The sequence below is a fragment of the Streptococcus cristatus genome, assembly GCF_003943505.1.
Classification (GTDB): domain Bacteria; phylum Bacillota; class Bacilli; order Lactobacillales; family Streptococcaceae; genus Streptococcus; species Streptococcus cristatus_E.
In genome coordinates this window covers 146640-160795 of the sequence record NZ_RJPS01000002.1, presented here as the reverse complement: position 1 = coordinate 160795, position 14156 = coordinate 146640, and the positions used below count along the sequence as shown (strand labels likewise).

Below are 14156 nucleotides of genomic sequence, written 5' to 3'. Positions count from 1 at the left end.
AAGAAAAATCTACTTTGAAGTGACTTTATAAATTGAGTTTTGAAAAAGAAAAAGCCCATGTGGGCTTTTCAGCATTGTTATCGGATTTGCTCAAAATGCAAATGGACAGCGATATGATCACCGTAACCACTGCGCTCCAAATCACGCTGCAAGCGGTAAGAAATATAATGCTCAGCAATGGTGATATAACCTGCTCCCAAGAGACGGTTTTCAACCATAGACTGAATCATACTGATAGTGGCCCGCTCAACCTTAGCTTCTTCCAAATCTAACGCGACTTTTTTTGTCACCAAGGCTAGATTTTGACGGAGGTCATCTGTCAAGACATAAACAGTTTGAGCTGCTTTTAATACCGCTTGATAGATTTTATCTGGGTCAAAATCAACGACTTCCCCACTGCGTTTAATAACTTTCATAAAATACTCCTTTATTTATATATTTCTGATATAGTGTAAATCTCTGGCTTGACTGCTATCAATCCAATTTTCAGTGGCAGACTCAAAGACAAAACCCTCTTTTTCATAAAATGGAAGACCGATAGCATTTCCTTCGGTTACTGTGACGGCTTGTTCTCTTGCTTGATATTGTGATTTTTGATAACTTGTCAAGGTCTCCAGTAACTCATGACCGATTCCCAAACGTTGAGCCTGCGGCAAGACATAGAGAACGTAGACATTGGCTCTGCCGTCCTCGCTCATTCCACCACCAATACAACCAAGCACCTGCCTATTCCTTTCTGCCAGCCAATAGCCGTTCCATTCGGTAGAAAGTTCAGTCAAGTCCTTATGCAAACGTTCTTGGCTATAAAAAATGTCAAACACTCGTTCTATGTAGGAAGAGGAATAAATATCTTTATAGGTAGTCAGCCAAGTTTCTCTACATATTTTTTGGATTAGTTGCCAATCATCCTTGCTTGCCTTACGAACCTGCATTTCATCACCTCTCAAGCTAGAACTTACCCTATCATTATACAATTTTTTCTTGTTTTTTTCAAAAAGATAGGACTAACTAATCAGGCATAAACTATATACCATTTTGCTCTGATACAATATCTTGTTTCTTGTAACGATATTGCATTTTCCAATGATTTTCAGACACTTCTTCTAATTTTAGAGTTTTGTTAATCTTATTAAAAGGTAATTTCTCTTCCTCAACTTTCCTTAGGAGTTCAACTAATAAGTCACCACCAGCGTTTAGAGAAATTAAACTTTCATCCTCACTATCGTATTGAAGTAAAACTTTCTTAGTCGGTTTGTGGATGACATTATAAAGATTGAAAGCTCTTTTAATGTCAAAATTCTTCTCTTTGTCTGCTATCATTGACACAGTATGTAACTCTAACCGACCGATTTTAAAAGCCCCGAACAGACTGACAACAATCCCTAATCCAGCAAGCGTTTCCCAGATAAGAGAGAAAAGTTTTAAATCCCAATCTGTTATAAGGTTAAGAAGTAGATAAAGAGCCCCCAGACCAAATCCTAACAAAGTTAGACCTGCGCCATAAAAACTTGCCTTATCACCAGTTCGAATAATTGGCTTGTCGTAAACTCTCTTCCCCTCAAGTTTTTCCAGACTGCGCTTTGCCTTGTACTCTTCGATTCGTTTACTATGCTCTTCTGTCATATTATTTAATCACACCTTACTTATCTATATAAAATCTAAACCAAAATTGCCGATCAATAATCTGGTCTTAGAACCCCTTTAACAGTCTCTTTAGTCGCTTCATAGTCGCCATCAACTACAACCTTGATAATACGCTTAGCATCTTCTTCAGGAGCTGGCACAAGCGGTAAGCGGGTTGGACCTGCTGCAAAGCCCATGTAATTGAGAACGGCCTTGACTGGGGCTGGGCTTGGATAAGAGAACAGGGCATTGACTTTAGGGATGAATTTCCGTTGGATAGCTGCTGCTTTTTTGATATCATTGTGCTCAATAGCATCCAGCATTTCAAACATTTCATCACCGTTTGTGTGAGAAGCAACTGAAATAACTCCATCAGCCCCCAGATTCATAGCATGAAAGGCATCGCCATCCTCACCGGTATAAATCAGGAACTCCTCTGGACGATGTTCAATCAGGTAGGCCATATTTGCCAGACTGGTACATTCTTTCACGCCGATAATATTTGGGTGTTCTGCCAGCCTCAACATAGTCTCAGGTGTCATCTCGACTACTACCCGTCCTGGGATATTATAGATGATGATAGGCAGGTTTGAAGCATCCGCAATGGCTTTAAAGTGCTGATACATACCCTCTTGAGACGGTTTATTGTAGTAGGGAACAATGCCCAAACCAGCCGCAAAACCACCAAACGCATCTACTTCTTTGACAAATTCAATGGAGTCACGCGTTTCGTTGGTACCAACACCAGCTATCAAAGGAACGCGCCCCTTGACAACCTCTTGAACAGCCGCAAATAGCTCCAACTCTTCATCGTGAGTCAGGGTTGGACTCTCTGCAGTCGTTCCAGCTAGCAAAATCCCATCCGTATGATGAGCCAAAAGGTGCTCAATCAAGTCCGGAATGGCCTCAAAATTGATGGAGCCATCTTCATGAAAAGGCGTAATGAAAGCGGTGATAATTTTACAATTCTTCAAATCTGCGTATGCCATAGACTTACCTCTCTTTGTATGAAAAGAGGATTGAATGACAGATATTCAATCCTCGACCTGTCACGTATTTTCAGACAGTTTATTTTAATTCAAAAACAACTTCTTCTGTTGGACGAACCAAGCCACGCTCATGAAGAGTTTCAGCGATTTGGACAGAATTCCATGCCGCTCCTTTAAGAAGGTTGTCTGAAACAACCCACATGTGGATTCCTTTTTCTGCATCCAAGTCTTTACGGATACGACCAACAAAGGTATCACGTGATCCAACAGCGTTGATAGCTTGAGGATAGATTTGATGAGCTACATCATCCTCAAGAACGGCTCCTGGAAAAGCTGCAATGGCTGCTTTGACTTCTTCAATCGGAGCCACTTCTTTCGTTTCGATGTAAACAGACTCAGAGTGAGCTGACAAGACTGGAATACGTACACACGTTGCTGAAACTGCAATACTATCGTCTTCCATGATTTTCTTAGTTTCCTTGGTCATCTTCATCTCTTCATAAGTGTAGTCATTGTCAGTGAAGACATCGATTTGTGGAAGAGCATTGAAGGCAATTGGATAATGTTTCTTATCACCACCAGAAGGTAGGATTTCCGCATGCAAATCACGTGGGGTCACACCGTCATTCAACACTTCACGAAGTTCACGTTGTGTTTCAAGAATCGCACCCATACCAGCACCAGAGACTGCTTGGTAAGTTGAAACGATGATACGCTCCAAACCCCATTTTTGGCGGACCGGCTCAAGCGCCACCATCATCTGAATAGTTGAGCAATTAGGACAAGCGATAATCCCTTTATGCTGATCTAGTGCATGAGCGTTTACTTCTGGAACAACCAGAGGCACATCAGGATTTTGGCGGAAATATGAGGTGTTGTCCACTACGACTGCACCAGCTTTAACTGCATAGGGAGCATATTTTGCTGAAGTAGAGCCACCCGCTGAGAAAAGAGCGATGTCTACACCTTCAAAGGCAGTTTCTGTTGTTTCTTCGATCGTAACATCTTGTCCCTTGAACTGAAGAACCTTACCAGCTGAACGAGCAGAAGCCAAATAACGGATCTTATCAATTGGAAGTGTTGATTCTTCCAGCATTTTAATCATTTGAGCGCCAACAGCACCTGTCGCGCCGACTACAGCAACTGTATATCCCATACAATCCACCTCTGAATTTTCTAAAAATTTTGTATATTCTAGTATTATACTATTTTTAAGGAAAAATGCAAATATTTCTAAAGAATTATGGACTTATTTTGTTGCAATGCTCAGCGCTCACAATACTGACCGTCTCAGTATCAATGTCTCTTAGATCAACTTCGACCAATGGTCTCGCCAATCTAAGAGACATAGAAAAATCCCCAATCCGTAGACTGGGGATAAGGGCACTTTCGTGTGATCAGCAGGTTCACACAACTGATCAAGGTCCGCTCCTGCGTTTATGACCTCCCATGCTTCAATTTGCAGAAAATCTGCATATCGACTCATCGCACCTATTTATCATAAGCTATAGCGTAGAAAATGTCAAGCTATAAAGATTAGTCAACCATCACAGATACTTACTTCCTTCTCGAAGACTAAGTGCAGCCATTTCTGCTCGATGCCGTTCTATAAAATCTCTGACCCAGTCTGGATTGGTTTTTGAATAATCTCTCAGCGCCCATCCGATGGCCTTGTTAATAAAAAATTCTGTTTGGCTTAGATTATTCACTAAAATTTTCTCGAGCAACTCTGTGTCTGTTTTCTCTTTTCGCAATAGCTGATGATCAATGGCTAATCGCCGCAACCAAAAATCTTTATCGCAACTCCAGGATAAAATAATCTCTTTGGTTTCTGGAAATCGGGCAATGATAGATCCGACCAAGCGGTCCAAAAAGTCAATGGTATCCCACCAAGACTTAGTTTGAGCTAGTTTCTTCAAACGTGGCAAGTCAGATGGGGTCAAGAGCTTCTTGCGAATTTCCAGATAATCTAGTGCAGCATACTGCAATTCTCGATAGGGATTATTCCAAGCTTCATTTATAAAATTCCAGTCAATAACAGGGTCAGTCTACTGTTTGATAAAAATCTTTGCGAGTTTCCTCCTAGCCGGAGTCTTGATTCCTAAAAATTCAAATTTATTTTTCATATAGGCTCGCATAGCTACTGCATCATCAGAGTTAGCTACAGCTTTTAACTCTTTTGCCAATTCTTCTACATCCATAGCTTACTCCAGCAATTCACGGTCATAAATAGTGTAGTCGCAGCGGTAAATCACTAGGCGCTTGCCGTCAATCAGCAACTCAGAAGTTTTGGGTGCATCGGATTTATCTAGAGAAACACGGTCGCCAGCATAGGCAGCCAACGGAGTCCCGTTTTGAGAGCGAATCAGAATGACCTTCTTCTTGCCGTTAAAGTCGTTTTTAAAAGCAGAAATCATACGATTTAAAACAGGGACAGAATGGCTATTCTCCTCAACATCTGCAGTCTTTTGATATTGGGCAAAGACATCTTTCAACCCCTTTTCTTCTGCAATCAAGGAAGAGCCCACATGGTCAATCTCATACTTACCCAAGGTTATTTTTAGCACAGAAGAATCTTCCTTGGAATTCCCTTCCGCATCAACTGAGTCAAACTCCTCGTTACGCGAGATGGATAGGGACTTGCCCGACATTTGGTCTATAAGTTGGGAATTCTCATCATAGGTGCGAACCGTCATCTCCAACCCCAACCATTCCTCCTTGGCATTTTTGAACCACTTTTCAACAGACTGACAACCGGTCAAGGTCAAAAGGGCAATGCCTATAAGAAGAGTTATTAGGTATTTCTTTTTCATTATTTATGCTCCATATTTTTTTCGTATAAGGAAATTTCTTTTGCAATTTGCGATTTGGCAGCTTTTCCCATCAACAATAATTTGATAGGCCTCATCACTTGCAGTCCTAGGCCACCCATTGTATAGTAAGATAGGCGATAGTAAAAATAATTAACAAATTCAATGATGGCAAACAACCAAAGTAAAACTCCAATAATGATATTACTGCTATTACTCACTCTAAAAGACCAGATCCAAATCGGTATATATGCAAGCAGCAGCATAAAATCCAGCATTTTTAATCCTTTATAAAGAGGTGCAAGTAGTTGAGTTTCCAAGGCCTTCTTCTTTTGGATTCGTCTTAAACAGTTAAGCCAATAGAGGGAACCTTGAACCAATATCAGATTAAGAATTAACAGTGGAAAATAAAGGACGGCGCTGGATGTAGCAAATCGAGTCTCTGGTTTCGTATACAGAACATACACGATACAGAACAACACGACACTTATCGATTCCCCTGAGGCCAAATAAATTAATTCCTGTTTGAGACTTCTTTTTTTCAATGTTCATCCTCCTATGAGCAAAAAATAGGTGATGGGAATATGGCTTTATTATATCAAAACATCTGGAATTTAAGTCTAAAAAAGAGAGGCCCAGCGCTATTTAGCCCAACCTCTTCTTATATCTTAAATTCAATTAGAACAAACCAATCGCTGTACCATCGGCTGCCACATCCATATTGAGTGCTGCAGGACGTTTTGGTAGACCTGGCATGGTCATGACATCTCCTGTCAAAGCCACGATAAAGCCTGCCCCAAGTTTTGGTACCAATTCACGAATGGTAATTTCAAAGTTTTCTGGCGCGCCCAAAGCAGCAGGATTGTCTGAGAAGCTATACTGTGTTTTGGCCATACAGATTGGCAGCTTGTCCCAGCCATTCTTGACAATTTCTCGAATCTGAGTTTGCGCTTTTTTCTCAAAGTTTACTTTTGAACCGCGATAGATTTCAGTGACAATTTTCTCGATCTTCTCTTCGATAGTTGAGTCATTATCATAAAGACGAGTGTAGTGTGCTGGTTTTTCGTCAATAGTTTTGACAACAGTTTCAGCCAGAGCCACACCGCCTTCAGCGCCATCAGCCCAGACACTGGCAAGCTCAACAGGTACCCCGATTTCTGCACAGAGTTCCTTAAGCGCAGCAATTTCAGCTTCTGTATCAGAGACAAATTCATTGATAGCTACGACTGCTGGAATACCGAACTTACGGATATTTTCAACGTGGCGTTTAAGGTTAGCAAAACCTGCACGAACTGCTTCTACATTTTCTTCTGTAAGTGCATCCTTAGCCACGCCACCATTCATCTTAAGAGCACGAAGTGTTGCGACAATTACCACTGCATCTGGAGAAGTTGGTAAGTTTGGAGTCTTGATATCGAGGAATTTCTCAGCGCCAAGGTCTGCACCGAAGCCAGCCTCTGTCACTGTATAATCAGCCAAGCGTAGCGCTGTGCTAGTCGCCAAAACAGAGTTACATCCATGGGCGATATTGGCAAACGGTCCACCATGAACAAAGGCTGGTGTTCCATAAATAGTCTGTACCAGATTTGGCTTAATCGCATCTTTTAAGACCAAAGCCAGGGCCCCTTCTACTTCAAGATCACGAACATAGACTGGTGTGCGGTCATAACGATAACCGATAACAATGTTTGCCAAGCGATTTTTCAAATCTTCAATATCAGTAGCTAAGCAAAGAATCGCCATGATTTCAGAAGCAACCGTGATATCAAAACCATCTTCGCGTGGAATACCGTTAACTGGACTTCCTAATCCAATCGTTACATGGCGAAGGGCCCGGTCATTCAGGTCAACCACCCGTTTCCAGATAATGCGACGTTGATCGATTCCCAGAGCATTTCCCTGATGAAGATGATTGTCAATGAGAGCAGACAAGGCATTATTAGCAGTCGTAATGGCGTGCATGTCACCAGTAAAATGTAAGTTAATATCTTCCATCGGTAGGACTTGCGCGTGACCGCCACCAGCTGCTCCTCCTTTGATCCCCATCACTGGTCCCAAGGACGGTTCGCGAATGGCAATCATCGTTTTCTTGCCAATTTTGTTGAGTGCATCAGCTAGTCCAATGGTAATGGTAGACTTACCTTCTCCTGCTGGCGTTGGATTGATTGCTGTTACCAAAATCAGCTTGCCGACAGGATTTTTCGCTACCTCACGAATTTTGTCAAAACTGAGCTTGGCCTTGTACTTTCCGTACAGCTCCAAATCGTCATAATCAATGCCAATCTTTTTTACTACATCCACAATAGGCTGTAATTCAACACTCTGAGCAATTTCGATATCTGTTTTCATTAAGGAACTCCTCTAATTTGATAAAACTATTATAACAAATATGATACAAAACTGCACATTTAAACTCCAATAGCAACATAATGTTCGGTAATTACTTTAAATATTTTTGCATGATGCATCTTTTCTAGTAAAAAAATAAGTTTGGCTAAATTGAGTATTAAGTTAATTTTATTTTACTAAATTCGTTTTTTCTTGTAGAATAAAGCTATGAATATATTGATTACCTCTGGCGGAACGAGTGAAAAAATCGACCAAGTCCGCTCTATCACCAATCATTCGACTGGTCGACTTGGAAAAATGATAGCTGAGCATTGCTTGGCCGAGGGTGCTTCGGTGACTCTGCTTACAACGGCTAAAGCTGTCAAACCTGCACCGCATGAAAACCTAACGATTAAGATTATCGAAGATACGGAGCAGCTCCTGATAGCCATGGAAGAGCTGGTACCAGCTCATGATGTGCTCATTCATTCAATGGCTGTTTCTGACTATAAACCAGTGTATATGGCAGGATTTGAGGAGGTTCTTGCTAGTTCAGATTTGGCAGAGTTTCTGGAAAAAAGTAATTCTGAAAGTAAGATTTCATCTGCGGATGATTATCAGGTTCTTTTCCTCAATAAAAATCCTAAAATCATCGGCAAGGTCAAGGAATGGAATCCCAATATTCGATTGATTGGCTTTAAGCTCCTAGTAGGCGTCTCTAAAGAAGAGCTACTGGCTACTGCTAGAGCCAGCCTTGAAAAAAATCAAGCAGAACTAATTGTAGCCAACGATTTGACTGAAATTTCTAGCGGGCAACACCACGCCTATCTCCTAGGAGCAAACACTGTCACAGAAGCTTTCTCCAAGGAAGAAATTGCTGAACAATTGTTAAGCCATATCCAGAAAGGAGACAGTTCATGACCCATGTTACTCTCGCTGTCACGGGCAGTATTTCGGCCTATAAGACAGCAGATATTACGAGCCAGCTGGGCAAGCTAGGCTATGGTGTATCTGTTCTCATGACGGAAGCTGCTAGTCATTTTATCACTCCGCTTACCTTACAGGTTTTATCAAAAAATCCTGTTTCCCTTGACCTTATGGACGAGCCAAGGCCAGACAAGGTCAACCATATTGAAATCGGCAAAGAAACAAATCTTTTCTTAGTCGCTCCTGCTACAGCCAATACCATCGCCAAACTGGCTAATGGTCTGGCAGACAATATGGTAACCGCTACAGCTCTTGCTCTCCCATCTCATGTCAAAAAAGCCATCGCGCCAGCCATGAATACCAAGATGTATGAAAATCCACTAACTCAGCACAATTTGGAAAGATTAAAAAAATTTGGCTGGGAGATTATCGAACCGCGTGAAGCTGTTCTAGCTTGCGGAGATCATGGGACTGGCGCTCTAGCTGATGTCAATATTATTATAGAAAAAGTAAAGGAAATTATAAATGAGAAAACAATCTAGTATCGCGCAAATTGCTATCTTTTTTGCTATTATGTTAGTGCTCCATCTGCTGAGCTCTGTTATTTTCAACCTACTACCGGTTCCGATTAAACCGACCATTATTCATATTCCAGTCATTATCGCTAGTATTATCTACGGACCACGAATTGGAGCTGTTCTTGGAGCTCTGATGGGGGTAATCAGTGTGGTGACCAACACCGTTGTCCTGCTGCCAACTAGCTACCTCTTCAGTCCTTTTGTAGAAAACGGTAGCATCAATTCATTGATGATCGCTATGGTTCCACGTATTCTAATCGGAATCACTCCGTATTTTGTCTACAAATGGATGAAAACTAAGCCAGGCTTGGTTTTAGCTGGTGCCGTAGGCTCAATGACCAACACAATCTTCGTTCTCGGAGGAATTTTCATTCTATTTTCATCTGTTTACAATGGAGATATCAAAGCCATGCTTGCATTGATTTTTTCAGCTAATGCAATCTCAGAAATGGTTATTTCTGCTATCCTTACAGTTGCAATCGTTCCAGCACTTGAAAAACTTAAAAAATAATCACCTAGCGTGATTATTTTTTTGATCCAAGCATGTTCATTTTTTCAAAGTATTTCACTATTTTTTAGGTCGGTACTTTCAAAAAATATGAAAATATGTTACAATGAAAGCGATTGAACAAACAAGGAAATCTTGTGCCCTTTCTTAAAAACACACAGTGATTTTCTATCTTAAATATAAAGGAGACTCTACCTATGACCTATCAAGATAACTTCCAAAAATGGCTTGATTTTGCTGAACTTCCTGATTATCTTCGGAAAGATTTAGAAGGTATGGACGAAAAAACTAAGGAAGATGCCTTTTATACAAACCTAGAATTCGGTACTGCTGGTATGCGCGGTCTGATTGGTGCTGGTACTAACCGTATCAATATTTATGTTGTCCGTCAGGCAACGGAAGGTTTGGCTCGTTTGATTGACGAAAAAGGAGATGAGTTCAAAAAACGTGGTGTAGCAATCGCCTACGACTCTCGCCACTTCTCACCAGAGTTTGCTTTTGAATCTGCTGCAGTCTTAGCTAAACACGGTATCAAGTCCTATGTCTTTGAAAGTCTGCGCCCAACTCCGGAACTTTCATTTGCGGTACGTCATTTGGGAACTTTTGCTGGTATCATGATTACGGCCAGCCACAACCCTGCTCCATTTAACGGCTACAAGGTATATGGTGAAGACGGCGGACAAATGCCTCCGTATGATGCAGATGCATTGACTAACTACATCCGTGCTATTGAAAATCCTTTTGCTATTGAGGTCGCTGATGTTGAAGCTGAAAAAGCTTCTAGCTTGATTGAAGTGATTGGCGATGCTATTGATGCTAAATACCTCAAGGAAGTTAAGGATGTCAATATCAATCAAAAACTAATTGATGAATACGGCAAGGACATGAAGATTGTCTATACCCCTCTGCACGGTACTGGTGAAATGCTGGCTCGTCGCGCTTTAGCTCAAGCTGGATTTGATTCTGTTGAAGTTGTTGAAGCTCAAGCTGTAGCTGATCCTGACTTCTCTACTGTTAAGTCTCCAAACCCTGAAAGCCAAGCAGCCTTTGCCCTTGCTGAAGAACTTGGTCGTAAAGTTGGTGCAGATGTCTTGGTCGCAACTGACCCAGATGCTGACCGTGTTGGTGTAGAAGTTCTGCAAAAAGACGGCAGCTACCTAAACCTTTCAGGTAACCAAATTGGGGCTATCATGGCTAAGTACATCTTGGAAGCTCATAAGAGTGCTGGAACTCTGCCAGCTAACGCAGCTCTCTGTAAGTCTATCGTTTCTACTGACTTGGTGACTAAGATTGCTGAAAGTTACGGTGCAACCATGTTCAACGTCTTGACTGGTTTCAAATTTATCGCTGAAAAGATTCAAGAATTTGAAGAAAAACACAACCACACCTACATGATGGGATTTGAAGAGAGCTTCGGTTACTTGATTAAACCATTCGTACGTGATAAAGACGCTATCCAAGCAGTCTTGGTTGTAGCTGAGCTTGCTGCTTACTACCGTTCACGTGGCTTAACACTGGCTGATGGTATCGAAGAAATCTACAAAGAGTATGGTTACTTTGCTGAAAAGACTATTTCTGTAACCCTCTCTGGTGTTGACGGTGCTGAGCAAATCAAGGCTATCATGGCTAAGTTCCGTAATAATGCTCCAAAAGAATGGAATGCAACAGCTATCACTGTTGTAGAAGACTTTAAGGCTCAAACTGCTACTGCTGCAGATGGTACTGTTACAAACTTGACAACTCCTCCAAGCGATGTGCTGAAATACACCTTGGCTGATGGTTCATGGATTGCTGTTCGCCCATCTGGAACAGAGCCAAAAATCAAGTTCTACATTGCTGTTGTCGGCGATAACAATGAGGATTCTCAAGCTAAGATTGCAAATATTGAAGCGGAAATCAATGCTTTTGTAAAATAAGCAATTATAAAAGATGAGACGAACCAATCTCATCTTTTTTTCGTATCAAATCTAAGCAATTTTAGAAACTTTATGGCATACTAGTTTTATCAAAAGAAATGAGGATTATTTATGGAACAATTTGCTCGAAATATTAAAGACTTGGAAGTCACAACTGTTGACCGTGCTCGTCAAGCGATTGCCGACAAAGAGACAGCAACTTTCTTCGTTGGTCGCAAAACTTGCCCTTACTGCCGTAAATTCGCTGCTACTCTTGCTGGCGTTGTCGCTGATACCAAGGCGCATATTTTCTTCATTAACAGTGAAGAAGCCAGCGAATTAGAGAAACTGCAAGCCTTCCGTTCAGAATACAGCATCCCGACGGTTCCTGGTTTTGTTCATGTTCAAGACGGCCAAGTATCTGTTCGTTGTGATTCTTCTATGACTGCAGATGAAATTAAAGCTTTTGCTGGGATTTAAGCACAAGTCTCCATCTAAAGGATAGTTTATTTGCCTCTCTCTTTACAGAGCAAGAAGGACTATAAGTTATTTTAAAAACAAAAAAGACAAACTATATTGTTTGTCTTTTATTTTTCTTTCAAAGTATATATCGGAAAGCCGTGTTCTACTATTTTATCATCTAGTTTAAAATAATTTTTAAACCAAAGTTTATATTTTTTAAATAAAGCTTCAATACAGAAATACAGGATGATTATTGAAAAAATAAATAGAAGAGCGTGCCAATCTTGAAATTCCGATGAACTCTCAATGAACATATCCCAGTATACACATGAGAAGAGCAAAAGAACTCCTAAAATTAAATTCACATATAAAATATAGCTTACAAAGAAGAGAAATTGATGTTTCTTTGATCTGTTACTGTAATAGATTTTATAGTTTTCGGTATGTCTTTCGAAGACAGGCAAGTGAAAGGAATAGCGTCCGCTCCCGAACTTGACTAACTCAGCTAAGGCATGATAGCCACACCAATGGAAGCATTTATAGATGAACTCGCGAGTCAAAAAATAAATATTTAAACCTATAAAAGTTAGAATAATGATGAAGTCAGTTCTCGCAGTTGGGGAAAATATCCACTGAAAATAAAGAAGGCAATGTAAGAAATTCAAAGCACCTAATATAAAATAAATGACACAGGCAAGTTTGCTACGACGTCCAATAAAAGTTTTATCTGGAGGACTAGAGGTATGGTACATATTTTAATGATTTCCTATTCTTCGTAAATTTAATCGGGTACAACAGACTATTGACTTTAGTTTCCATCTTTTACGTTCCTAAAAGCCTCCCACATCTTCTGCTGAGGCTTGGCAAAAGGGTACTTCTCAAATTCCTCTGGATGTAGCCACAAGACCTCTCCGTCAGCTGCGTGCTGGCTATCTTTAACTCGGCCATAAGCCAGCTGGATATGCCACTTACGATGACTGAAGACATGCTGCACTTTTGAATAGGACTGCTGCTGCCAATCAACAGTCAAATCATAATCCTGCTCAAAGCTTTCTTGAGGAGACAGATCCAGACTAGGCTGATTTTCAGCCACTTCAAATAGAGAGATCTGATTTTCAGTTTGAAATTCCTCGACTTCAATCAAGGGAAAATGCCAAAATCCAGATAACAAGCCCGCAGCCTCATTCTTTTCAAGCAAGAATTGTCCCTGTTCGTTTTCAATAATCAAGCCCTGCAAATAGACCGGAACTGGCTTCTTTTTAGGTGCTTTGATTGGATATTTATTCATAGTTCCGTGTAAATAGGCTGCGCTGAACTCTTTTACAGGGCTGTCTTCTGGATGAGGATTAACAGGAGCTTCGATATCTGACCCCAGATCCATCAGCGCCTGATTAAAATCTCCAGGTCTGTCTGGATCAATCAGAATCTCCATCATAGCCTGAAAGACCTTACGATTGCTGGGCTGCCCAATATCTAAATCAACCTCAAATAATCGACTCAGCACCCGCATGACATTTCCATCTACCGCGGGTTCAGGAAGACCAAAGGCAATGCTAGCAATGGCACCAGCCGTATAAGGTCCAATCCCTTGGAGGCTAGCAATTCCTTCATAGCTATCAGGAAATTTTCCAGCAAAATCCGTCATTATCTGCTGGGCTGCTTTTTGCATATTTCGCACCCGCGAATAATAGCCCAAACCTTCCCAAGCTTTGAGCAATCTATCCTCTGGAGCCTGCGCTAAGTCAGCTACAGTTGGAAACCAATCAAGAAAACGCTCATAGTAAGGAATCACCGTATCCACACGTGTTTGCTGCAACATAATCTCAGAAACCCAGATATGATAAGGATTATTGGACCTACGCCAAGGCAAATCACGTTTATGTTCATCATACCAAGTCAATAATTTCTCGCGAAAAGAGGCAATTTTTTCCTCTTCCCACATTTCAATTCCAAAATTTTTTAAATCTAACATTTTTCTTATACTTAAGCAGACAAAAAAGAGAGTGGGACAGAAATCGGTAATTCGTTAAAATTCG

14 protein-coding genes and 1 pseudogene are annotated in these 14156 nt (G+C 40.9%); 5 read left to right on the top strand and 10 right to left on the bottom strand.

Annotated elements, in window-relative coordinates; translation table 11 throughout:
* Nucleotides 1-77: 77 nt before the first annotated feature.
* The 9 genes and pseudogenes from D8792_RS02915 to D8792_RS02870 all read right to left on the bottom strand — a co-directional run bounded on the left by D8792_RS02915 (nt 78) and on the right by D8792_RS02870 (nt 7771).
* Complete coding sequence (locus tag D8792_RS02915) at nt 78-416, bottom strand: ATP cone domain-containing protein (RefSeq protein WP_005590355.1); 339 nt, start codon at nt 414-416, stop codon at nt 78-80.
* 15 nt (nt 417-431) lie between these two features.
* Complete coding sequence (locus D8792_RS02910; protein ID WP_125372812.1) at nt 432-932, bottom strand: GNAT family N-acetyltransferase; 501 nt, start codon at nt 930-932, stop codon at nt 432-434.
* 91 nt (nt 933-1023) lie between these two features.
* Nucleotides 1024-1623 (bottom strand): hypothetical protein, encoded by a 600-nt coding sequence (locus D8792_RS02905; RefSeq protein WP_125372811.1) that lies wholly within the window; start codon nt 1621-1623, stop codon nt 1024-1026.
* A 53-nt stretch (nt 1624-1676) separates the two neighbouring features.
* Nucleotides 1677-2612: a 4-hydroxy-tetrahydrodipicolinate synthase gene (gene dapA / locus D8792_RS02900; RefSeq protein WP_125372810.1), complete on the bottom strand. Its 936-nt coding sequence runs from the start codon at nt 2610-2612 to the stop codon at nt 1677-1679.
* A gap of 79 nt (nt 2613-2691) precedes the next feature.
* A complete protein-coding gene (locus tag D8792_RS02895; RefSeq protein ID WP_125372809.1) occupies nt 2692-3768 on the bottom strand; it encodes an aspartate-semialdehyde dehydrogenase in 1077 nt (358 codons plus the stop codon).
* Between the two features lie 391 nt (nt 3769-4159).
* Nucleotides 4160-4813: pseudogene (locus tag D8792_RS02885) on the bottom strand (DNA alkylation repair protein).
* Between the two features lie 3 nt (nt 4814-4816).
* Nucleotides 4817-5425, bottom strand: coding sequence for a DUF5052 family protein (locus D8792_RS02880; RefSeq protein ID WP_185758387.1), 609 nt, complete (start codon nt 5423-5425; stop codon nt 4817-4819).
* Entirely contained in the window at nt 5425-5967 is a 543-nt protein-coding gene (locus tag D8792_RS02875) for a hypothetical protein (protein ID WP_125372806.1), read from the bottom strand. The genes D8792_RS02880 and D8792_RS02875 overlap by 1 nt, the downstream gene beginning before the upstream one ends.
* A gap of 133 nt (nt 5968-6100) precedes the next feature.
* Nucleotides 6101-7771: a formate--tetrahydrofolate ligase gene (locus D8792_RS02870; protein ID WP_125372805.1), complete on the bottom strand. Its 1671-nt coding sequence runs from the start codon at nt 7769-7771 to the stop codon at nt 6101-6103.
* A gap of 207 nt (nt 7772-7978) precedes the next feature.
* Between D8792_RS02870 and D8792_RS02865 the strand changes: the two genes are divergently transcribed.
* The 5 genes from D8792_RS02865 to D8792_RS02845 all read left to right on the top strand — a co-directional run bounded on the left by D8792_RS02865 (nt 7979) and on the right by D8792_RS02845 (nt 12138).
* Nucleotides 7979-8671, top strand: a complete 693-nt coding sequence (locus D8792_RS02865; RefSeq protein ID WP_125372804.1) for a phosphopantothenate--cysteine ligase — start codon at nt 7979-7981, stop codon at nt 8669-8671.
* Complete coding sequence (gene coaC / locus D8792_RS02860; RefSeq protein ID WP_125372803.1) at nt 8668-9219, top strand: phosphopantothenoylcysteine decarboxylase; 552 nt, start codon at nt 8668-8670, stop codon at nt 9217-9219. The genes D8792_RS02865 and coaC overlap by 4 nt, the downstream gene beginning before the upstream one ends.
* The gene (locus D8792_RS02855) at nt 9203-9766 is read left to right on the top strand and encodes an ECF transporter S component (protein WP_125372802.1); all 564 of its coding nucleotides are present in this window, start codon (nt 9203-9205) and stop codon (nt 9764-9766) included. Before coaC ends, D8792_RS02855 begins: the two co-directional genes overlap by 17 nt.
* A gap of 194 nt (nt 9767-9960) precedes the next feature.
* On the top strand, nt 9961-11679 hold the full coding sequence (locus tag D8792_RS02850; RefSeq protein ID WP_125372801.1) for a phospho-sugar mutase: 1719 nt from the start codon (nt 9961-9963) through the stop codon (nt 11677-11679).
* Between the two features lie 111 nt (nt 11680-11790).
* The gene (locus D8792_RS02845) at nt 11791-12138 is read left to right on the top strand and encodes a DUF6568 family protein (protein WP_125372800.1); all 348 of its coding nucleotides are present in this window, start codon (nt 11791-11793) and stop codon (nt 12136-12138) included.
* A gap of 790 nt (nt 12139-12928) precedes the next feature.
* On the opposite strand, the gene mutY is transcribed toward D8792_RS02845, so the two are convergent.
* Nucleotides 12929-14092 carry an A/G-specific adenine glycosylase gene (mutY, locus tag D8792_RS02835; protein ID WP_125372798.1) on the bottom strand — a complete coding sequence of 388 codons (1164 nt, stop codon included), beginning with the start codon at nt 14090-14092 and terminating at the stop codon, nt 12929-12931.
* Between the last annotated feature and the right edge of the window lie 64 nt (nt 14093-14156).

Coding starts and splice junctions, on each gene's coding strand:
- D8792_RS02915 (WP_005590355.1), bottom strand. CDS start 416: ATGAAAGTTATTAAACGCAGTGGGGAAGTCGTTGATTTTGACCCAGAT.
- D8792_RS02910 (WP_125372812.1), bottom strand. CDS start 932: ATGCAGGTTCGTAAGGCAAGCAAGGATGATTGGCAACTAATCCAAAAA.
- D8792_RS02905 (WP_125372811.1), bottom strand. CDS start 1,623: ATGACAGAAGAGCATAGTAAACGAATCGAAGAGTACAAGGCAAAGCGC.
- dapA (WP_125372810.1), bottom strand. CDS start 2,612: ATGGCATACGCAGATTTGAAGAATTGTAAAATTATCACCGCTTTCATT.
- D8792_RS02895 (WP_125372809.1), bottom strand. CDS start 3,768: ATGGGATATACAGTTGCTGTAGTCGGCGCGACAGGTGCTGTTGGCGCT.
- D8792_RS02880 (WP_185758387.1), bottom strand. CDS start 5,425: ATGAAAAAGAAATACCTAATAACTCTTCTTATAGGCATTGCCCTTTTG.
- D8792_RS02870 (WP_125372805.1), bottom strand. CDS start 7,771: ATGAAAACAGATATCGAAATTGCTCAGAGTGTTGAATTACAGCCTATT.
- D8792_RS02865 (WP_125372804.1), top strand. CDS start 7,979: ATGAATATATTGATTACCTCTGGCGGAACGAGTGAAAAAATCGACCAA.
- coaC (WP_125372803.1), top strand. CDS start 8,668: ATGACCCATGTTACTCTCGCTGTCACGGGCAGTATTTCGGCCTATAAG.
- D8792_RS02855 (WP_125372802.1), top strand. CDS start 9,203: ATGAGAAAACAATCTAGTATCGCGCAAATTGCTATCTTTTTTGCTATT.
- D8792_RS02850 (WP_125372801.1), top strand. CDS start 9,961: ATGACCTATCAAGATAACTTCCAAAAATGGCTTGATTTTGCTGAACTT.
- D8792_RS02845 (WP_125372800.1), top strand. CDS start 11,791: ATGGAACAATTTGCTCGAAATATTAAAGACTTGGAAGTCACAACTGTT.
- mutY (WP_125372798.1), bottom strand. CDS start 14,092: ATGTTAGATTTAAAAAATTTTGGAATTGAAATGTGGGAAGAGGAAAAA.